Below are 20122 nucleotides of genomic sequence, written 5' to 3' on the forward strand. Positions count from 1 at the left end.
GTCGCTGGGACCGGCGGACTGGCGAATGGACAGCCGGGCGCAGGGATGGAGCATCACCGACGTCGTCGCGCACATGGCGTCGGGGTGCCGCGCCGTGTTCACCCCGTCGGTGGTCACGCTGATGCGCGCGGAGAGCATCGAGCGGGCCAGCGATCAGCTGGTCGACGCCCGCCGTGATCGCAACTCCGAACAGGTGCTGGCCGAATATCGCCGTTGGAGCGGGCTTTTCGGAACGGTCATGCCAACGGTCGTGCGCACTCCGCTGGGCCGGTTGCGCGTGCCGCTCGCCGAACTCGGGCGCTTTCCCCTCCGGCTTCTGCTCGCGGCGGCGGTCTTCGACCACCACACCCACCTGCGCCACGACATGGCTCCGGCACTGGGGCTCCAAGCGCCCGCAACCGACGCCAACCGGATGGCGACCGTGCTGGAGTGGATGATGGCGGTGCTGTCCATCCAACTGACGAACGACCGGCCGGCCTGGCTGGACCGGCCGCTGTCGATCACCCTCGCCGGTCCCGGTGGGGGCTGCTGGGTCGTCGCGAGCTCCGGCTCGGTCACACCGGGTGACGCCGGGTCGGTGTCGGCCCGGATCACCGCTGTGGCGCCGCAATTCCCGGTGTGGGGAACCCGACGTGCGGGCTGGCGCGAGTGCGACGTCGATGTGACCGGAGACGTCGACTACGCGACGCGGTTCCTCAACACCGTCGACATCGTCTGAGCGGTCAGGCCGTCAGCAGCGGAGCCATCCAGGCGATCTCGGCGGGCAGTTGCGCGCTCCAGAAGCCGCCGTCGTGTCCACCCGGTGAGAAGCCGCCGGCCGGCGGGTTGGGCAGCTGGGCGATGAACGCCTTGGTCGCGGAGTAGAACGGATCGCTCTCACCGCAATCGATCCGCAGCGGAATCGCCCCGAGAGCCGGCAGGCCGAACACACTGTTGGCGGCGAAGTCGGCGGGGCCGTCGAAGGCCCCCGGGGCGGCCGCCTCCGGCGACAGCCACAGCGCGGGGCTCACCGCGCAGATGGCGGCGGTACGCGACGGCCCGAGCCGGGCGCCGAGCAGCAGCGCACCGTAGCCGCCCATCGACCACCCGATGAAGCCCACCCTCGAGGTGTCCAGGCCCTGCTGAGCGAGCATCGGGATGAGTTCGCCGGTGACCATCGCTCCGGCGTCCTCGCCGGAGGCGCGACGATGCCAGTAGCTGCCGCCGCCGTCGACCGCGACCACCGCGAACGGCGGCAGACCGGCGGCCACGGCCTGCGCGAGTCCGCCCTCGACGCCACCGGCCATCACCGCCGCCGCGCTGCTGCCCTTGCCGTGCAGCGCGATCAACGGACGCAGCGACCCGGTCTGGCCGGGTGGACGGGCGATCGCCCAGTCGGTCGGGATGCCGCCGCGGGCGGCTGAGACGAAGGTGCCGGTGACCATCGTCGGTTGCGACTGGTCCGCGACGGCTGGTGCCGTTGTGGCACGAGTGCCGAATGCGACGGCTCCGGCTACACCGGCACCCAGTCGCAGCGCTGAGCGCCGGTTCACATCAGGCATCCGGCAATCCTGCCATTGCCCCCGCAATACTGCCCCGCAATACCGTCGGTCGGCCGGACGAAATCCGTTGAAAGAACCGACCACTTCGGGCAAACCGCGATCCGGCCCGCGGTGGTGCTGGCAGCATGGCATCGGTGACCGCAGCGGTGACACCGAAGGGGGAGCGACGCAGATATGCGCTCGTGTGCGCGGCTGCGGATTTATTGTGCGAGGGCGGATTCGAGGCAGTCACCCACCGTGCCGTCGCGGAGCGGGCCGGCCTGCCGTTGGCATCGACCACCTATTACTTCTCCACGCTGGATGAGTTGATCGAGACGGCCGTCGACTACCTGGGCGCGATCGAGGTGAACCAGTTGCGGGACCGGGTCAAGACTCTGCCCCGGCGGCGGCGAGGTGCGGAGGCGGCCGCCGATCTGCTTGTCGACCTGCTCGCCGGAGAACCGCGGCGCGAGCAGTTGATCTCCCGCTACGAGCGCTACATCGCGTGCGCCCGCCATCCCGCGATGCGCGGCGTCGAGCGCCGACTGCTGCAGCATCGGGTCGCCGCGGTCGGCGAGGCGATGTCGCGGTCGGGCCGGCGGGCCAGGGTCGACATGATGACGGCGTTGCTCTACGCCGTCGACGGTGCGGTGGTCTCGGCGCTGGTCGACGACCGCGATGGTCCCCGGGAGAGCGTTCGTGCCACCCTTGTTGATGTGATCGACGTTCTCGCGCCCATCGACGACCTGATCTGACCGTGGGTCTCTCTGATGTCACCCGACCGGTGACCGGGCTTCTCGACGGGGCGATGGACCGGGCGCTGGTGCTCGGCTACACCCGGATCGGCTCCGGACTTCGGCGCCGCTGGTGGCCGGCGGACCCGGCGCCCGACGCACTGGTCGGTAAGCGGGTCGTGGTGACCGGAGCCACCGCGGGGATCGGCCTGGAGATGGCCCGGGCGTTCGCCCGGCTGGGCGCGACCGTGCACCTGCTCGGGCGCAACCCGGAAAAGGTGCGCCGCTGCGTCGCCGAGATAAGCCGGGAGGTGCCCGGCGCCGAACTGGTGGCCGAGGTGTGCGACGTCTCCGACCTCGAGGCGGTGCGGAACTGGACCGCGGACTTCGCCAGCCGGGTGCCGGCTCTGGACGGGCTGGTGCACAACGCCGGGCTGATGCCCAAGGACCGTTCGGTCACCCCTCAGGGCCACGAACTGCAACTGGCGACGCACATCCTCGGCCCGCACCTGATGACCGAGCGACTGCTGCCGCTGCTGCGCGCCACCCGCGGCGCCTCGGTGGTGTTCGTATCCTCGGGCGGGATGTACAGCGCGCCTCTGACGCTCGACGATCTGGAGTCCAGCCGCGACTACAACGGGGTGCGGACCTACGCCCGCACCAAGCGCATGCAGGTGGTGCTGGCCGACGCCTGGGCGCACCGCCTGGCCCGAACCGGCGTCAAAGTGGAGAGCATGCATCCGGGTTGGGTCGACACCCCCGGGGTCGCCGAATACCTGCCCCGCTTCCGGGTCATCACCAAGCCGCTGCTGCGGGAGCTCGCCGACGGTGCCGACACCGCGGTCTGGCTGGTGGCCACCCGACCGCAGTCCAAGCCCGGGCACTTCTGGCACGACCGCGCGCAGCGGCCGACGACCTTCGGCTGGCAGCGCCGGGAGAACCCGGCCAAGGTTCGGCGCTTCCTGCAGAAGGTCAGCGAACTGACCGGCACCTCGAAAGCCTGGACCTAGCCTCCGTCCCGTATCGCGGGTGTGACGATGCACCCCGTCGCGACGTCGCCGTAGACCGTCACCTCGTCCGGGCGCTCGGCGGCGTAGCGCGCGATGTAGGCGCACAGCACCGCGTCGACCGGATCCTCGGCGGCCCGTAGGTGCACCTTGCGAGTCGCGCCGGTGACGGTGTCGCTCAGCTCTGCCCAACCCGGGTGGTCGGCGACGTCGAGGTCGGGTAGCGCCTCGAGAAAACCCATGAGCCGCAACAACTCCGACTGCAGCTGCGGGAAGTCGCGACCCGGCTTCTGTTTGTACTTCAGCGTGGTGCCGAGGCCGAACAGCACGATGCTCGCGGCGTGCGGGTAGACCTCTACGGCGCGCCGCCTGGCCGCTGATCCCGGGTCGAGATCCAGGTCCAGCGTGGTGCACAGCCGGGCGCCCCGGCCTCCGTCGGCGAACCAGGGCAGTCCGGTATTCGCCGGGTGCGCCCCTGCCTCGAAGCGGCGGAAATCCCGGTTCAGCGCCGCCTCGCACGGCCGGTTGCCGCTGGGGTTGGTCACCACCAGGGGCGCGTCGACGGCCACCACGCAGTCGCCGGCGACGTAGGGCCGCAGCTGGGCGATCAGGTCGTCGTCACCGCCGGCCACCCCGACGTGGCGCAGCCTCCCGGCGCCGTCGAGTGCGGCCACTCCCGTCGGACTGCGTCGGCCCCAGGCCAGGTCGACTCCGACGTAGTACACAGGTCAAACCGTAAGCTTCTCCCCGTGACCGTTCCCAACGTCCTGGCCAGTCGCTACGCCAGCGCCGACATGGTGGCGATCTGGTCACCGGAGTCGAAGATCCGCGCGGAGCGCCGGCTGTGGCTGGCCGTGCTGCGAGCGCAGCGCGAACTCGGCGTCGAGGTGCCCGAGACCGCGCTGGCCGACTACGAGCGGGTGCTGGACCGTATCGACCTGGACTCGATCGCGGCCCGGGAGCGGGTGCTGCGTCACGACGTCAAGGCCCGCATCGAGGAGTTCAACGCGCTGGCCGGCCACGAGCATGTGCACAAGGGAATGACCAGCCGCGACCTCACCGAGAACGTCGAGCAGTTGCAGATCCGCCAGTCGCTGGAACTGGTGCACGCCCACGGTGTGGCGGTCGCGGCCCGGCTGGCCGAGCGGGCCGTCACCTACCGCGACACGGTGATGGCCGGCCGCAGTCACAACGTCGCCGCGCAGGCCACCACGCTCGGCAAGCGGTTCGCCTCGGCGGCCGAGGAGACGCTGCTGGCGCTGACCCGCATCCGGGAGCTGCTCGGCCGCTACCCGCTGCGCGGCATCAAGGGTCCGATGGGCACCGGCCAGGACATGCTCGACCTGTTCGACGGCGACACCGCGCGGCTGGCCGAACTCGAACGCCGAGTCGCCGCCCACCTCGGCTTCACCGCGGTGCTCGACAGCGTCGGGCAGGTCTACCCCAGATCCCTGGACTACGACGTGGTTTCCGCCCTGGTGCAACTCGGGGCCGGACCCTCGTCGCTGGCGCACACCATCCGGCTGATGGCCGGCCACGAACTGGTCACCGAGGGCTTCGCGGCCGGCCAGGTGGGCTCCTCGGCCATGCCGCACAAGATGAACACCCGCAGCTGTGAACGGGTCAACGGCCTGCAGGTGGTGTTGCGCGGATATGCGTCGATGGTCGCGGAACTGGCTGGGGCGCAATGGAATGAGGGTGACGTCTTCTGCTCGGTGGTGCGCAGGGTGGCACTACCCGATGCGTTCTTCGCCGTCGACGGACAGATCGAGACGTTCCTGACCGTGCTCGCCGAATTCGGCGCCTACCCGGCGGTCATCCAGCGCGAGCTGGACCGCTATCTGCCGTTCCTGGCCACCACGAAGATCCTCATCGCGGCGGTACGGGCCGGCATGGGCCGGGAGGCCGCGCACGAGGTCATCAAGGAGCACGCGGTGGCGGTCGCGCTGGCCATGCGGGAACGCGGCACCGAACCCGACCTGCTCGACCGCCTGGCCGCCGACCCGCGCCTTCCGCTGGACCGGGCGGCGCTGGACGCCGCCCTGGCCGACCGGCGGTCGTTCACCGGCGCCGCGGGGTCGCAGGTGGACGCGGTCGTGGCCGCTGTCGAGGACCTCGTGCGGGCCTACCCGGAGGCCGCCCGCTACACCCCCGGGGCGATCCTCTAGCCGGGTTCGGTGCATTTGCGTGCGCCCAGCGCTCGTCAGCGCACCGAAATCGCGGCGCGGATGGCAGCGAGGACGCGCTGCGGGTGTTGCGTGATGTCCAGCCAGGTGAACCGCAGCACCTGCCAGCCCTGCAGGGCGAGCCAGTTCTGCCGCGTGCGGTCGTTCTGGAACGCTTCCCGATCGCTGTGGAACGCCCAGCCGTCGATTTCGATCGCCACGCGCTGATCCGGGAAAGCGACGTCGATCGAATAGGGGCCCGCGCGGTAATTGGCCTGCCAGCCGGTGATCCCCGCGGCGTGCAGCAGTTCAATCAACAAGCGCTCGGCTTCCGAGCGTGCTCCGCCCGCGGCGGCTTCGAGCAGTCGCCGCGCGGGGACTGCGCCCCATCGACCGCGATTGCGCAGGTGTGCTCGCTGCAGATCCTCCAGGCGGACACGACGTTGCAGTGCGGAGTCCATGATCTTGGGTCCACCGCCCCGGCGGGCCGAGGCCTCCAACACCGTCAGCGCCAAGCCCGTCACGCGCAGGCCACGATCCTCGACGATGTCCTGCTCATCGAGGTCCCGCCTGCGCAGTCTGACGCCGGCGGGAGCTCGACCGCTGGCGGTGCGGGGCACCGTGACTTCGATCATCCGTGGCTCGAGGTTCATCAGGCCCAGCCACCAGGCGGCAGCCAGTCCGCTGGCGACGGCGTGGGAACCGCGACCCCATACCGCCGCCCGCAGTCGCGCGGCGGAGGTGAAGGGTCGGTCGTCGGCGAAATACACCCCGGTGCCACAGCGGCGCCATTGACCCTTGCGCACTTTGCGGCGGACTGAATACTCGCTGAGCCCCGCCCGCCTGGCCTGATCAAGCGTGATGACGCCGTCGTGGCGGCGCAGATAGTTCTCGATCACATAGGGGTTGGACGGCCAAGCGGGCCAATCGGTTCCGTTTGGTGCACTGGCGTGCGCTGAGCGCTCGCTAGCGCACCGAAGTCACCCGGGCCACGCCTGCCGAGCGCAATTCCAGCGCGGCCAGTCCCCGCACCGCGGCCGGGTCCTGCGCGCGCCAGGCCCCGACCGGGTCGTCGCTGACCTCCGTGAGCCTGCGCAGCGGCCGGTTGGCCAGCGCCCGAAGGGCCAGCAGTTGCTCGCCGGCCGGGGTCTGCGCCAGCGCGATCACCGTCCACTTGCGGCGGAAGAACCGGACGCGCAGGAACAGCCACGGCATGCCGACCGCCAGGATGGGCGGGGCGGCCACCGCGATCGCCAGCAGTACCGCCAGCCAGGTGGCCGTGGAGTTGAGGTTCTGTCCGGCCCCGGCCAGATCCAGCGCCGCCTCGCTGGCGGCGCGCAGCGGTTTGGCCACCGTGTCGCCCACCAGCGGGATGCGGTCGGCGCTGTCGCCGGCGGAGTTGAGGTTGTCGGAGATCCCGGTGGCGCCGTCCTTGACCTGGGTGCCCACGTGGGCGATCGCGGCGATGGCGTGGTGGACGGCGATGCCCACCAGAACCCAGACCGTCAGCCACGCGGCGACCAGCAGGTCGCTGATCAACTGGGCGGTCAGCCGGGCCGGGGTGGTGGCGTAGGGCAGAAATCGCGACTTCATGGGTTCGATCCCAGCACAGAAGGCCGCGCGGGCGGCCGATAGGCTGACGCGGTGCGTCCCGCCCTGTCCGACTATCAACACCTGGCCAGCGGCAAAGTCCGCGAGATCTACCGCGTCGACGCCGACCACCTGCTCCTCGTCGCCACCGACCGCATCTCGGCCTTCGACTACATCCTCGACACCGTGATTCCGGACAAGGGGCGCATCCTCACCGCGATGAGCGTGTTCTTCTTCGGCCTCGTCACCGATCGCGGCGGACCGCCCAACCACCTTGCCGGACCTCCGGACGACCCCCGCATCCCCGCCGACGTACTCGGGCGCGCGCTGGTGGTGCGCCGGCTCGACATGATGCCCGTCGAGTGCGTCGCGCGGGGCTACCTCACCGGCTCGGGACTGCTGGACTACCAGCGCACCGGCGCGGTGTGCGGAATCGACCTGCCCGCCGGCCTGGTCGAGGCCAGCAGGTTCGACCAGCCGCTGTTCACGCCGGCGACGAAGGCCGAGCTCGGCGCACACGACGAGAACATCTCGTTCGGGCGGGTCGTGGACCTCGTCGGAGCCGACCGCGCCGAGCAGTTGCGTGAGATGACGCTGCAGACCTACCGACTGGCCGCCGACCACGCGTCGAGCAGAGGGATCATCATCGCCGACACCAAGTTCGAGTTCGGCGCCGACGGCGAGGGCCGACTGCTGCTCGCCGACGAGGTGTTCACCCCCGACTCCTCGCGCTACTGGCCGGCTGACACATACCGGGAGGGCGTGGTGCAGCCGAGCTTCGACAAGCAGTTCGTCCGAAATTGGCTGACCGGGCCGGAGTCCGGCTGGGATCGGCACGGCTCGCAGCCGCCGCCACCGCTTCCCGCCGACATCGTCGACGCCACCCGCGCGCGCTATGTCGAGGCATACGAGCGTATTTCGGGTCTGACATTCGACGACTGGCTCGGGGTCGACGCCCGGTGACCGGCCCGGCGCCCAAGCGGATCGAGGTCACCCGGGTCCACCACGACGACGTCTTCGTCGACCCCTACGAGTGGATGCGCGAGAAGTCCGATCCGGAGGTCATCGCCCACCTCGAGGCGGAGAACGCCCACGTCGAGGAGATGACGGCCTACCAGGAACCGTTGCGCCAACAGATCTTCGACGAGATCAAGGCGCGAACCAAAGAGACCGACCTCTCGGTCCCACTGCGCCGCCGGGACTGGTGGTACTACGGCCGGAGTTTCGAGGGCAAGCAGTACGGCGTGCACTGCCGCTGCCCGATTTCGGGACCCGATGACTGGGATCCCCCTGCGCTCGACGAGCACACCGCCATCCCGGGCGAGCAGGTGCTGCTCGACGAGAACCTCGAAGCCGACGGCCACGGCTACTTCGCCGTCGGGGCGGCCAGCGTCAGCCCGGACGGCAACATCCTGGCCTACTCCGTCGACGTGGTCGGCGATGAGCGGTACACCCTGCGGTTCAAGGACTTACGCAGCGGCGAGCTGTATCCGGACCGCATCGAGGGAATCGCCGCGGGCATCACCTGGGCGACCGACAGCGCCTGCGTGTACTACACCACCGTCGACCAGTCCTGGCGGCCGGACACCGTATGGCGTCACCGGCTCGGCCACGACGGCGCCGACGAGCAGGTGTTCAACGAGCCCGATGAACGGTTCTGGGTCGGCGTGGGGCGGACCCGAAGCGACGCCTTCATCGTCATCGCCGCCGGCTCGGCGATCACCTCCGAGGTCCGGGTCGCCGACGCCTCGGATCCGCACGCGGGGTTCACCACGGTGCTGCCCCGCCGTGAGGGTGTCGAGTACACGGTGGACCACATCGTCGTCGACGGCGAGGACCGTTTCCTGATCCTGCACAACGACGCCGCTCCGAACTTCACTCTGGTCGAAGCCCCGGTCGGAGACCCGACCACCCAGCGGACCCTGGTACCCGCGCGCGACGACGTCCGGCTGGAGGGTGTGGACGCCTTCGCCGGGCAGTTCGTTCTGCACTACCGCAGGGACGCCCTGCCGAAGCTGCAGCTGTGGCGCCTGATCCCCGGCCGGGGCTACGGCACGCCGGAGGACATCACCTTCGATTCCGAACTGATGGCGTGTGGTCTGGGCGGGAATCCCAACTGGGATTCCCCCCGGCTTCGGATCGGCGCCACCTCGTTTCTGACCCCGATGCGGATATACGACGTCAATCTCGGCACCGGGGAGCGCACCCTGCTGCGGGAACAGCCGGTGCTGGGCGGCTATCGCCGCGAGGACTATGTGGAGCGTCGGGACTGGGCGGTGGCCGAGGACGGCACCCGGATCCCGATCTCACTGATGTACCGCGCGGATTGCGAGTTCCCCGCCCCCACGGTCCTTTACGGCTACGGCGCCTATGAGTCCAGTGAGGATCCCCGCTTCTCCGTCGCCAGGCTGTCGTTGCTCGACCGCGGAGCGGTGTTCGCCATCGCGCATATCCGAGGCGGCGGCGAGATGGGCCGGCTGTGGTACGAGCGCGGCAAGATGCTGGACAAGAAGAACACCTTCACGGACTTCATCGCCGCCGCGCGCCATCTCGTCGATTCAGGTCTGACCCGGCCGCGCAACCTGGTGGCCCTCGGCGGCAGCGCCGGTGGACTGCTGATGGGTGCGGTGGCCAACATGGCGCCTGACCTGTTCGCCGGGATTCTGGCCCAGGTGCCGTTCGTCGATCCGCTGACCACGATCCTGGACCCGTCGCTGCCGCTGACGGTGACCGAGTGGGACGAATGGGGAAATCCGCTGGAGGACAGCGACGTCTACTTCTACATGAAGTCCTACTCGCCGTATGAGAACGTCGAGGCCAAGGAGTACCCGGCCATTCTGGCGATGACATCGCTGAACGACACCCGGGTGTTCTACGTGGAACCGGCCAAATGGGTTGCCGCACTCCGTCATGCCAAGACCGATCCGCAGCCGGTCCTGCTGCGCACCCAGATGGCCGCCGGGCACGGCGGAATCAGCGGCCGCTACGAGCGCTGGAAGGAAGCGGCCTTCCAGTTCGCCTGGCTGCTGGCGACCGCCGATCCGGAGCGTTTCGGCGCCGGCGCCGGTTAGCGACCGGTCCCACTGGCCGTCGTCGCGATTCCGCCGTCGACCGGGATGATCGCTCCGTTGACATACGAACCGGCCCGGCCGGCGAGGTAGATCGCGATCCCGGCCATGTCGTCGTCGCGGCCGATCCGCCGCATCGGCGCAGCGGCGGCGATCGCCTCCCCGAAGGCGTCCAGTGTCGCGGCCATCATCTTCGAGGGGAAGGGGCCCGGTGCTATCGCGTTGACGGTGATGTGCTGCGGGCCAAGCTCTTTGGCGAGAACCCGGGTCAGCTGGTGGATGGCCGCCTTGCTCGCGGAATACGAGTAGGTCGGCATCGGGCTGACCTGGATCCCGTCGATGCTGCCGATGTTGATGATCCGCGCCGGGTGGTCCGCGGTGCCGGCCCGGCGCAACGCGGGCAGCAGCTCCTGGACCATCCAGAAGGGCGCCTTGACGTTGAGATCCAGGACACGATCCCAGGCCGAGGCGGGAAAACTCTCCAGCTGCTCACCCCAGGTGGCCCCGGCGTTGTTCACCAGGATGTCCAGGCAGTCGCGATCGGCGAGAGCCTCGGCGGCCAACCGCCGGCACTCGTCCCGGCGGGACAGATCGGCCGCGACTCCGCTGACCGGTCCGAACTGCGACAGTGCGGCCACCGCGGCGTCGACCGCGTCGGCCTTGCGCGAACTGACCACCACCCGCGCCCCGGCCTGCAGGAGTCCGCGGGCGATCATCATCCCGATCCCGCGGGTGCCGCCGGTCACCAGAGCGGTCCTGCCGCCCAGTCCGAACAGCCGTTCCAGATCCGCTGCGCTCATCGTCAGAACCGCTCCGATCGTTCTTCCGCCAGCACCCGAAAGTCGGTGGAGCACATCTCGGTCAGTCGCCCGAAGAAGATTCCGCGCGCCTGGGGGGCGATGATGCCGTGGTGGATCGGCACGGCGTGCTCGGGAGCCACCGCCCGCAGGTAGTCGACGGCCTCGGAGATCTTCATCCACGGCGCCGCGGCCGGGGCGGCCAGCACCTCCACCGGCTCGTCCGGCACGAACAGCGCGTCCCCGGGATGCATCAGCTTCGCCGGGTGCTCGTCGTCGCCGAGGAGATAGGAGATGTTGTCGATAACCGGGATCTCCGGGTGGATGACCGCGTGCCGCCCGCCGGCGCCGCGGACCCGCACGCCGCCGACGGTGAACTCGTCGCCGGCGTTCACCGCCTGCCACTCCCCGCCGAGCATCGCCGCGGTCTGCGGGTCGGCGTACAACTCGGCCTGCGGGTTGGCCGCCACCAGCGCCGGCAGTCGTTGCGGGTCGGCGTGATCGGGATGCTGGTGGGTGATCAGGATCGCCGACAGCCCGGTGATGCCCTCGAAGCCGTGCGAGAAGGTACCCGGATCGAACAGCAGCCGCGCCGGACCGCCCGGGACACCGAACTCCGCGAGCAGGCATGAATGACCGAAATGCGTCAACTCCATGCTTACGATTGTGCGCGCACAGGAGGCGGCGGTATGCGGATGGCCCTCACATCGGTGGTGGTGGCGTCCTGCCTGAGCGCCGCACCGGCATCGGCCGAGCCGGCCACCACCTGCCCGCCGGACTGCGACCGGATCCCGGAGGCCGCGTGGATCGCGCCGGCGGCCATTCCGCTCAACGCCGTCTACTCCTGGCCCCGGCTCGCCGGTCTGGCCGTCACGTCCCGCCCACCCCGCTTCCGGTGCGAGCACCTGTGCGCCACCCCCGCCGCCGCCGGGGACCCGCGCAGCTACGCGGTCGCCGAGCGGGCGCAGGTCTCCTCGCCGCGCCAGTGCAGCACCTGGGCCTGCAGCTGCCACTCTCCCCGCGGCGAGACCTGGCGGGGTGGTCAGCTGGTGCGGGACGCGTTCGCCGCGGCGGTTGCCGCACTGCGGGCCTGCCAGGCGACCAACCCGGCGGCCTCGCCGTCGCTGACCCTCGACCAGCCCGAACGGTTGGCCGGCGCGGTCAGCGGGCCGGTCGTCCTGCACCAGTACCTGCTCGCCGACCCGATCAACAGCACGATGACCGAACTGGCGCTCTGGACCGACGGGCCCGCCCAGACGCCCTGGCCCGCTGTCAGCGAGTCGGCGGTCCTCGACGCGCTCGGCGCGCCGTTGTGCACCGCCTACGTCGACTCCTGCCCGTGATCGCACCGGTAGGATCGGCGCCGCACCATCCGTCGACCTTAGGAGACCCGTGCCCCGGGTAGTTGTCACCGTGATGCCGAAGGCCGAGATCCTCGACCCGCAGGGCCAGGCCATCGTGGGCGCGCTGGGTCGGCTGGGCCACCCCGGTGTCTCGCAGGTCCGCCAGGGCAAGCGCTTCGAACTTCAGGTCGACGAGACGGTCACCGACGACGAGTTGGCCGACATCGCCGAGTCGCTGCTGGCCAACACCGTCATCGAGGACTGGTCGGTCACCAGGGAACGCCCGTGACCGCCCGGGTCGGGATCATCACCTTCCCGGGCAGCCTCGACGACGTCGACGCCGCCCGTGCGGTGCGGCTGGCCGGCGCCGAGGCGGTCAGCCTGTGGCACGGCGACGCCGACCTGAAGAAGGTCGACGCCGTGATCGTTCCGGGGGGCTTCTCCTACGGCGACTACCTGCGCTGCGGGGCGATCGCCAAGTTCGCTCCGGTGATGGGCGAGGTGATCGCCGCGGCCGGTCGCGGCATGCCGGTGCTGGGCATCTGCAACGGTTTCCAGATCCTGTGCGAGGCCGGCCTGCTGCCCGGCGCGTTGACCCGCAACGCGGGTCTGCACTTCATCTGCCGCGACGTCTGGCTCAAAGTCGACTCGATAACCTCTGCCTGGACCGCCCGCTACGAGTGGGGGGCCGAACTGCTGGTGCCGCTGAAGTCGGGCGAAGGACGTTATGTCGCAAGCGAATCGGTGCTCGACGAACTCGAGGGCGAGGGCCGGGTGGTCTTCCGCTACGCCGACAACCCCAACGGCTCCATGCGTGACATCGCCGGCGTCAGCTCGGCCGACGGCAGGGTGGTGGGGCTGATGCCGCACCCTGAACACGCCACCGAGGCGCTGACCGGGCCCTCGGACGACGGGCTGGGAATGTTCTACTCCGCAATCGACGCCGTGCTGGCTGTCTGACCACCCATGACCGGGGCGACCGCAACCGGGCTGTGTGAGTTCGTCGACGCGTCCCCGTCGCCGTTCCACGTGTGCGCGACGGTGGCCGGACGGCTGCGCGACGCCGGCTACGCCGAACTCGCCGAGACCGACCGCTGGACCGATGCCGCCGGCCGGTTCTTCACCGTGCGGGCGGGGTCGCTGATCGCCTGGAACGGCACCGGGCGGGCGAGGGGGTTCCGGATAGTCGGCGGCCACACCGACAGCCCCAACCTGCGGGTCAAACAGCATCCGGATCTGGCGGTGTCGGGCTGGCAGGTGGTCGCGCTGCAGCCCTACGGCGGTGCCTGGCTGAACTCGTGGCTGGACCGCGATCTGGGACTCAGCGGCCGAATCTCCCTGCGCGACAAGCACGGCCGCCTCGAGCACCGGATGGTGCGGTTCGACGAACCGCTGCTGCGCGTGCCCCAACTGGCGATCCATCTGGCCGAGGATCGCAACTCGGTCAGCCTCAGCCCGCAACGCCACGTCAATGCGGTGTGGGGTGCCGGGGACCGCCCCCGGTCCGTGCACCGCTGGGTCGCCGAGCGGTCGGGGGTGGCGCCCGGTGACCTGCTCTCCGCGGACCTGATGACCCATGTCCTCGAACCGTCCTGCCTGATCGGGGCCGAGAAGGACCTGGTCAGCGCACCGCGGCTGGACAACCAGGGCACCTGCTACGCCGGGCTGGAGGCGCTGCTGGCCGCCGAGCCCGGACCGCACGTCCCGGTACTGGCCCTGTTCGACCACGAGGAGGTGGGCTCCCAGTCCGACCACGGCGCCCAGTCGGAGTTCCTGCTCACCACCCTGGAGCGGATCGTGCTGTCGGCCGGCGGCGACCGGGAGGACTTCCTGCGGCTGGCCACGGCGTCGATGGTGGTCTCCGGGGACATGGCACACGCGACCCACCCGAACTACCCGGAACGCCACGAACCGGGGCACCCGATCTACGTCAACGGCGGGCCGGTGCTGAAGGTCCAGCCGAACCTGCGCTACGCGACCGACAGCCGCACCGCCGCGGCATTCGAACTGGCCTGCCGGCAGGCGGGTGTCCCGCTGCAGCGCTACGAGCATCGCGCCGACCTGCCGTGCGGATCGACCATCGGGCCGATGACCGCCGCCCGCACCGGCATTCCGACCGTGGATGTCGGTGCTCCCCAACTCGCCATGCATTCGGCCCGGGAACTGATGGGAGCCGCCGACGTCGCGGCCTATAGCGCCGCGCTGCAAGCATTTCTGGAGCCGCGATGAGCCTGACACTGGAGATGATCACCGTCGACTGCCTCGACCCGCCCCGGCTGGCCGGCTGGTGGGCCCGGGCCGTGGGCGGGTCCGTCGTGCCCCTGCCCGGCGGCGACTTCGTCCTGGTCGCCCGGGACGGCTGGCCCGCGCTCGGGTTCCAGCGCGTGGCTGATCCGACTCCGGGCAAGAACCGGTTGCACCTGGACCTCATGACCGACGACCTGGAGGCCGAGGTGAGGCGGCTGACGGACCTCGGCGCCACCGAGACCGGTCGGCATTCGGTCGAGGGCGGCTTCCGCTGGGTGGTGCTGGCCGATCCCGACGGCAACGCGTTCTGCGTGGCCGCGCCGCGCCCGTGACCCCTCACTAGACTGGCCCCGTGATAGACAGCGTCGCGCACGCATCCGCCACGCCCGACCACCCCCAGCCCTACCGGGAACTCGGCCTCAAGGACGACGAGTACCAGCGCATCCGCGACATCCTGGGCCGGCGGCCCACCGACGCCGAACTGGCGATGTACTCGGTGATGTGGAGTGAGCACTGCTCGTACAAGTCCTCCAAGGTGCATCTGCGCTACTTCGGTGAGACCACCACCGACGCGATGCGCGCCGGCATGCTGGCCGGGATCGGGGAGAACGCCGGCGTGGTCGACATCGGCGACGGATGGGCGGTGACCTTCAAGGTCGAATCGCACAACCACCCGTCCTACGTCGAGCCCTACCAGGGCGCGGCAACCGGGGTGGGCGGGATCGTCCGCGACATCATGGCCATGGGCGCGCGCCCGGTCGCGGGGATGGACCAACTGCGGGTCGGCGCCGCCGAGGCGCCCGACACCCGCCGTGTGCTCGACGGGGTGGTGCGCGGAATCGGTGGCTACGGCAATTCGCTGGGCCTGCCCAACATCGGCGGCGAGACGGTGTTCGACCCGTCCTACGCGGGCAACCCGTTGGTGAACGCGCTGTGCGTCGGCGTGCTGCGCAAGCAGGACCTGCACCTGGCGTTCGCCTCGGGGACCGGCAACAAGATCATCCTGTTCGGCGCGCGCACCGGCCTGGACGGTATCGGCGGGGTGTCGGTGCTGGCCAGCGACACCTTCTCCGGCGACGAGGGACACGAAGCCGAAGGCGGAGCTGGACCGTTCAGAAAAGGCGGCGCCGGACGCAAGAAACTTCCCAGTGTGCAGGTGGGCGACCCTTTCATGGAGAAGGTTCTCATCGAGTGCTGCCTGGAGCTCTACGCCGCCGGACTGGTCGTCGGGATCCAGGACCTCGGTGGCGCCGGATTATCCTGCGCGACTTCGGAATTGGCCTCCGCCGGAGATGGCGGGATGGCGATCGAACTGGACAAGGTGCCACTGCGCGCCGCCAATATGACCCCGGCCGAGATTCTTTCCAGCGAGTCCCAGGAGCGGATGTGCGCGGTGGTGGCACCGGGCAACGTCGAGAAGTTCATGGCGGTCTGCCGTAAATGGGACGTACTGGCCGCGGTGATCGGCGAGGTGACCGACGGCGACCGGCTGCAGATCACCTGGCAGGGCCAGACCGTCGTCGACGTGCCGCCCCGCACCGTCGCCCACGAAGGGCCGGTGTACGAGCGTCCGCTGGCCCGGCCGGAGACCCAGGACGCCCTCAACGCCGACACCTCGGCGCGGCTGGCGCGGCCGGAGACCGGCCCGGAGCTGCGGGCGACGCTGCTGGCGCTGCTGGGCAGTCCGCAGCTGTGCAGCAGGGCGTTCATCACCGAGCAATACGACCGCTACGTGCGCGGCAACACGGTGCTGGCCGAGCACGCCGACGGCGGTGTGCTGCGCATCGACGAGCGGACCGGCCGGGGCATCGCGGTGTCCACCGACGCCTCGGGCCGCTACACCCAACTCGACCCCTACACCGGCGCGCAGCTGGCCCTGGCCGAGGCCTACCGCAACGTCGCGGTCACCGGGGCGACGCCGATCGCGGTGACCAACTGCCTGAATTTCGGCTCGCCGGAGGATCCCGCGGTCATGTGGCAGTTCGCGCAGGCGGTCCGCGGGCTGGCCGATGGCTGCGCGGCTCTGGGGATTCCGGTCACCGGGGGCAACGTCAGCTTCTACAACCAGACCGGTGCGACGGCGATCCTGCCCACTCCGGTGGTGGGTGTGCTCGGTGTGATCGACGACGTGGCACGCCGACTGCCGACCGGGCTGGGCGCCGAACCCGGGGAGGCCTTGTTCCTGCTCGGCGACACCCGTGACGAATTCGACGGGTCGGTGTGGGCACAGGTCACCGCCGACCACCTCGGCGGCCTGCCGCCGGGGGTCGATCTGTCACGGGAGAAGTTGCTCGCCGAGGTTCTCGCCGCCGCCTCGCGCGACGGACTGGCCTCGGCCGCCCACGACCTCAGCGAGGGCGGGCTGGCCCAGGCGGTCGTGGAGGCCTGCCTGGCCGGCGAAACCGGTTGCCGGCTGGTCCTTCCCGAGGATGCCGATCCGTTCGTGTGGTTGTTCTCCGAGTCGTCGGGCCGGGCACTGGTCGCGGTTCCCCGCACCGAGGAGAGCCGGTTCCGCGCCATGTGCGAAGCCCGCGGCCTGCCCGCGACCCGGATCGGAGTCTCTGACACCGAGTCGGATTCGGTTGAGGTACAGGGACTTTTCACCGTGACGCTGGAGGAACTGCGCAGCACGTCCGAAGGAGTGCTGCCCAGGCTGTTCGGATGACTCGGGAGTCGGCGGCTGCCTGGGCGTGGAGCCTGGTGCGCCTCGACTTCACCGGGATCGTGTTCGGTGCGCTGTTCTTCTGCCTGTCTCTGACGCCGTCGCTGCTGCCCCGGGACTGGGTGATGGGCGGCGTCATCGGTGGTATCAATGCGGCGATCGGATACGGGATCGGGGTGCTGCTCGGCGCGTTGGTCCGGTCGCTGGTACTCCGCGGCCGTCCCTGGTGGCCGCCGAGGCGGCGGGTCCGGTGGGCGCTGATCGTTTCCGCCGTGGTGGCGTCGATCGCGGCGAGCCTGCTCATGGTCGTGCCCGCTGCGGCCTGGCAGCGGCAGACCGCGACGCTGACCGGGGTGCGGGGCCCTGACACCGGTCCGTACCTGCGGATCGTGATCGCGGCCGTCGTCGTGGCCGCGTTGCTGATCGGGGCCGCCCGGCTGGTCAAGGACGCCATCAAGACGCTGGCCAGGTTGATGATCCGGCGGTGGCACGTCGACGATGAGGTAGCCATGTTCATCGGGACCGCCGTCGTCGTGGTGGTGATCATCACGCTGGTCAACGGGGTCCTGGTGCGAGGTCTGCTCGCCGGAGCCAGCGCCGTTTTCCAACCGCAGAACGCCACCACGCGACCGGGTGTGCAGCAGCCGCGCCAACCTGAAAGATCCGGTGCGCCAGCGTCGTTCGCATCGTGGGAGTCCCTCGGTTTCCAGGGCCGCAACTTCGTCGGTACCGGTCCGGACGCCGCCGAGCTGTCCCGGATCAACGGCCGCCCGGCCAAGCAGCCGATCCGCATCTACGCCGGGTTGCAGTCCGCGCCCACCCTGCAGGCCCGGGTGGCGGTGTTGATGTCGGAGCTGAACCGCACCCGCGCCTTCGACCGCGAACTGCTGGTCATCATCCCCACCACCGGAACGGGATGGGTGGATCCGGTGGCGGCACGATCCATCGAGGCGATCTACAACGGCGACACCGCCCTGGTGGCGATGCAGTACTCGTATCTGCCCAGTTGGATCTCCTTCCTCGCCGACCGGGACAAGTCGGTGCAGGCCGGCCGGGCCATGGTCGACGCCATCCACCGCGGCTGGCAGCAGCGGCCGGCGGCGAACCGGCCCCGGCTCGCCCTGTACGGGGAGAGCCTCGGGGCGATGGCCGGGCAGGGGGCGTTCGGATACCTCCCCGACGTGGTGGAGATGGATTTTTCCTCGGTCTTGTGGGTCGGGCCGCCCAACGCGAGCAATCTGTGGAAGGCGCTGACCCTCCGCCGCGACCCGGGGACACCGGAGGTGCAGCCGCGCTACGACAACGGCCGGACCGTGCGCTTCGCCCAGGCCTCCAGTCCCGCCGAGATCGCCGCGGTCGCCGATTCCCCGCCCTGGAGAGGGACGCGGGTGTTGTTCCTGCAGCACGCCTCCGATCCGGTGGTGTGGTGGTCGCCGGACCTGTTGTTCGGTAAGCCCGACTGGCTCGACGAGCCGGCCGGATTCGACCGCAGTCCGGCGATGCGCTGGTATCCCATCGTGACGTTCTGGCAGGTGAGCGCCGACATGGCCGGAAACGTGACCAACTCGGCCGGAACGCCGAGCGGCCACGGCCACAACTACGGCGACAGCCAACTAGACGGGTGGGTGGCCGTCGCCGCACCGCAGGGGTGGACGCAGTTCGACACCGACCGGATCCGGCGCGCGCTGGAGAAGTCGATGGCCGCCGGTGGGCCGGAGTTCGCTTGAAACGCAAACAGATTCGCGCCGTGGCAATTGCCTCAGCGCTGGTGGGTTGGAGTTTCACCGCCGGGCTCGACCAGCCGTGGCGGCGTCACCCGCTGGCCCAGGCGGCCTATGGCACCGCCCTGGCTCTGGCCGCGCGCGCCCCGTTGGGCCTACGGCAACCGGCGCTGCGATCCGGGCTGCGTCTCGGCGGTGCGGTGTCCGGTGCCATCGCAGCGGGGGTGGCCGCAGGCGCCGCTGTTCCCCGGGTGCGCGCGGCGATGGCCGGCCGCGAACTGCCGCAGCGTCCGGTGCACTGGCTGGGCGTGGAGATCCCGCTCGGCACGGTCTGGTCGGAGGAGACGGCCTTCCGGGGAGCTCTGGCAACCCTGGCGGCCGACGCCTTCGGCCCGGCCGGCGGCAGGCTGCTGCAGGCGTTGACTTTCGGATTGACCCATATCCCCGACGCCCGCGCCACCGGTGAGCCGATCCTGGGAACCGTGGCGGCGACCGGACTGGCGGGCTGGGTGTTCGCCCTGCTGGCCGAGCGGTCCGGCAGCCTTGCGGCTCCGATGCTGGCGCACCTGGCCGTCAACGAGGCCGGGGCCGTTGCGGCGCTGGCGGTGCAGCGTTGCCCGGCGGTGGCCCTCCGATGAGCCGCGGAACCGACCCCGGAGACCTTCTCGCGGCGGTCACCGCGCTGGGCCGGTGGTTGAGCGACGGGGACGCCCCGGTGCCGGACCGGGCCGCCCTGGCCGCGGCGGTGCGGCTCACCGCCCGGAGCCTGGCGGCCCGGGCTCCGGGTTCCAGCGTGGAGCTCCGGGTGCCGCCTTTCGTTGCGGTGCAATGTGTTTCGGGTCCCAGGCATACCAGAGGGACACCGCCGAACGTCGTCGAGACCGACCCGCGAACCTGGCTGCTGCTGGCCACGGGGTTGATGGCGTTCGACGAGGCCGTGGCCGACGGCCGGCTCAGTGTGTCCGGGCCGCGGGCCGGGGAGATCGCAGCGCTGTTACCGCTGGTCACCCTGCCGCCACCGGAGCGACCCTGACACGTCGCGGTTGGATTCCCGATTTGGCCGCCACTGCCCGTAGACTGAGCCAGTCCCCGACCCGCCAGGGAGCAACGTGACCGGCCAGCTGGAGAACGAACCTCGGGAAGAGTGCGGCGTCTTCGGCGTCTGGGCGCCCGGCGAGGAAGTCGCCAAACTCACCTACTACGGCCTCTACGCGCTGCAGCACCGCGGCCAGGAGGCGGCCGGCATCGCCGTCGCCGACGGATCGCAG

General features: G+C 70.3%; 21 protein-coding genes and 1 pseudogene. 16 read left to right on the top strand and 6 right to left on the bottom strand.

What is annotated here, in order from left to right; genetic code table 11:
- Positions 1–718, top strand: a 718-nt coding sequence (locus tag ACKOQ4_RS17470; RefSeq protein ID WP_526293853.1) for a maleylpyruvate isomerase N-terminal domain-containing protein, incomplete at its 5' end; no start/stop codon positions are given.
- Between the two features lie 4 nt (positions 719–722).
- Here the strand turns inward: ACKOQ4_RS17470 and ACKOQ4_RS17475 are convergent.
- Positions 723–1541 carry an alpha/beta hydrolase gene (locus ACKOQ4_RS17475; RefSeq protein ID WP_526293854.1) on the bottom strand — a complete coding sequence of 273 codons (819 nt, stop codon included), beginning with the start codon at positions 1539–1541 and terminating at the stop codon, positions 723–725.
- 125 nt (positions 1542–1666) lie between these two features.
- Between ACKOQ4_RS17475 and ACKOQ4_RS17480 the strand changes: the two genes are divergently transcribed.
- Together ACKOQ4_RS17480 and ACKOQ4_RS17485 are read left to right on the top strand one after the other, a co-directional pair.
- On the top strand, positions 1667–2275 hold the full coding sequence (locus ACKOQ4_RS17480) for a TetR/AcrR family transcriptional regulator (protein ID WP_526293855.1): 609 nt from the start codon (positions 1667–1669) through the stop codon (positions 2273–2275).
- Positions 2276–2277: 2 nt separating this feature from the next.
- Positions 2278–3264, top strand: a complete 987-nt coding sequence (locus tag ACKOQ4_RS17485) for an SDR family NAD(P)-dependent oxidoreductase (RefSeq protein ID WP_526293856.1) — start codon at positions 2278–2280, stop codon at positions 3262–3264.
- Here ACKOQ4_RS17485 and ACKOQ4_RS17490 read toward each other — a convergent pair.
- A complete protein-coding gene (locus tag ACKOQ4_RS17490) occupies positions 3261–3986 on the bottom strand; it encodes a DUF429 domain-containing protein (RefSeq protein WP_526293857.1) in 726 nt (241 codons plus the stop codon). The two genes, ACKOQ4_RS17485 and ACKOQ4_RS17490, sit on opposite strands and share 4 nt — an antisense overlap.
- Positions 3987–4010: 24 nt before the next feature.
- On the opposite strand from ACKOQ4_RS17490, the gene purB reads away from it, so the two are divergent.
- Positions 4011–5429 (top strand): adenylosuccinate lyase, encoded by a 1419-nt coding sequence (purB, locus tag ACKOQ4_RS17495; RefSeq protein WP_526293858.1) that lies wholly within the window; start codon positions 4011–4013, stop codon positions 5427–5429.
- A 35-nt stretch (positions 5430–5464) separates the two neighbouring features.
- Here the strand turns inward: purB and ACKOQ4_RS17500 are convergent, their stop codons facing one another.
- On the bottom strand, positions 5465–6325 hold the full coding sequence (locus ACKOQ4_RS17500; protein WP_526293859.1) for a PDDEXK-like endonuclease domain-containing protein: 861 nt from the start codon (positions 6323–6325) through the stop codon (positions 5465–5467).
- A gap of 67 nt (positions 6326–6392) precedes the next feature.
- Positions 6393–7019 (bottom strand): hypothetical protein, encoded by a 627-nt coding sequence (locus ACKOQ4_RS17505; protein WP_526293860.1) that lies wholly within the window; start codon positions 7017–7019, stop codon positions 6393–6395.
- A 51-nt stretch (positions 7020–7070) separates the two neighbouring features.
- Here ACKOQ4_RS17505 and ACKOQ4_RS17510 point away from each other — a divergent pair, with 51 nt between their 5' ends.
- Both ACKOQ4_RS17510 and ACKOQ4_RS17515 read left to right on the top strand, forming a co-directional pair.
- Complete coding sequence (locus ACKOQ4_RS17510) at positions 7071–7979, top strand: phosphoribosylaminoimidazolesuccinocarboxamide synthase (RefSeq protein WP_526293861.1); 909 nt, start codon at positions 7071–7073, stop codon at positions 7977–7979.
- Entirely contained in the window at positions 7976–10087 is a 2112-nt protein-coding gene (locus ACKOQ4_RS17515; RefSeq protein ID WP_526293862.1) for a S9 family peptidase, read from the top strand. Before ACKOQ4_RS17510 ends, ACKOQ4_RS17515 begins: the two co-directional genes overlap by 4 nt.
- Here ACKOQ4_RS17515 and ACKOQ4_RS17520 read toward each other — a convergent pair.
- Both ACKOQ4_RS17520 and ACKOQ4_RS17525 read right to left on the bottom strand, forming a co-directional pair.
- A complete protein-coding gene (locus ACKOQ4_RS17520; protein WP_526293863.1) occupies positions 10084–10884 on the bottom strand; it encodes an SDR family oxidoreductase in 801 nt (266 codons plus the stop codon). The two genes, ACKOQ4_RS17515 and ACKOQ4_RS17520, sit on opposite strands and share 4 nt — an antisense overlap.
- A 2-nt stretch (positions 10885–10886) precedes the next feature.
- Positions 10887–11537: an MBL fold metallo-hydrolase gene (locus tag ACKOQ4_RS17525; protein ID WP_526293864.1), complete on the bottom strand. Its 651-nt coding sequence runs from the start codon at positions 11535–11537 to the stop codon at positions 10887–10889.
- Between the two features lie 33 nt (positions 11538–11570).
- Between ACKOQ4_RS17525 and ACKOQ4_RS17530 the strand changes: the two genes are divergently transcribed.
- The 10 genes and pseudogenes from ACKOQ4_RS17530 to ACKOQ4_RS17575 form a co-directional block, all read left to right on the top strand.
- A complete protein-coding gene (locus ACKOQ4_RS17530) occupies positions 11571–12224 on the top strand; it encodes an ATPase (protein ID WP_526293865.1) in 654 nt (217 codons plus the stop codon).
- Positions 12225–12273: 49 nt separating this feature from the next.
- A complete protein-coding gene (gene purS, locus ACKOQ4_RS17535) occupies positions 12274–12513 on the top strand; it encodes a phosphoribosylformylglycinamidine synthase subunit PurS (protein WP_526293866.1) in 240 nt (79 codons plus the stop codon).
- The gene (gene purQ, locus ACKOQ4_RS17540) at positions 12510–13184 is read left to right on the top strand and encodes a phosphoribosylformylglycinamidine synthase subunit PurQ (protein ID WP_526293867.1); all 675 of its coding nucleotides are present in this window, start codon (positions 12510–12512) and stop codon (positions 13182–13184) included. The genes purS and purQ overlap by 4 nt, the downstream gene beginning before the upstream one ends.
- 6 nt (positions 13185–13190) lie before the next feature.
- On the top strand, positions 13191–14453 hold the full coding sequence (locus ACKOQ4_RS17545; RefSeq protein WP_526293868.1) for a M18 family aminopeptidase: 1263 nt from the start codon (positions 13191–13193) through the stop codon (positions 14451–14453).
- On the top strand, positions 14450–14803 hold the full coding sequence (locus ACKOQ4_RS17550) for a VOC family protein (RefSeq protein WP_526293869.1): 354 nt from the start codon (positions 14450–14452) through the stop codon (positions 14801–14803). The genes ACKOQ4_RS17545 and ACKOQ4_RS17550 overlap by 4 nt, the downstream gene beginning before the upstream one ends.
- 20 nt (positions 14804–14823) lie before the next feature.
- Positions 14824–17136 carry a phosphoribosylformylglycinamidine synthase subunit PurL gene (gene purL / locus ACKOQ4_RS17555; RefSeq protein ID WP_526293870.1) on the top strand — a complete coding sequence of 771 codons (2313 nt, stop codon included), beginning with the start codon at positions 14824–14826 and terminating at the stop codon, positions 17134–17136.
- Complete coding sequence (locus ACKOQ4_RS17560; RefSeq protein ID WP_526293871.1) at positions 17133–18860, top strand: alpha/beta hydrolase; 1728 nt, start codon at positions 17133–17135, stop codon at positions 18858–18860. The genes purL and ACKOQ4_RS17560 overlap by 4 nt, the downstream gene beginning before the upstream one ends.
- A complete protein-coding gene (locus ACKOQ4_RS17565; RefSeq protein ID WP_526293872.1) occupies positions 18857–19492 on the top strand; it encodes an Rv0804 family intramembrane glutamic endopeptidase in 636 nt (211 codons plus the stop codon). The genes ACKOQ4_RS17560 and ACKOQ4_RS17565 overlap by 4 nt, the downstream gene beginning before the upstream one ends.
- Complete coding sequence (locus ACKOQ4_RS17570; RefSeq protein WP_526293873.1) at positions 19489–19887, top strand: sterol carrier family protein; 399 nt, start codon at positions 19489–19491, stop codon at positions 19885–19887. Before ACKOQ4_RS17565 ends, ACKOQ4_RS17570 begins: the two co-directional genes overlap by 4 nt.
- 76 nt (positions 19888–19963) lie before the next feature.
- A pseudogene (locus tag ACKOQ4_RS17575) lies at positions 19964–20122 on the top strand (amidophosphoribosyltransferase); the annotation flags it as partial.

Source organism: Mycobacterium sp. (genome assembly GCF_046095365.1).
Lineage (GTDB): Bacteria > Actinomycetota > Actinomycetes > Mycobacteriales > Mycobacteriaceae > Mycobacterium.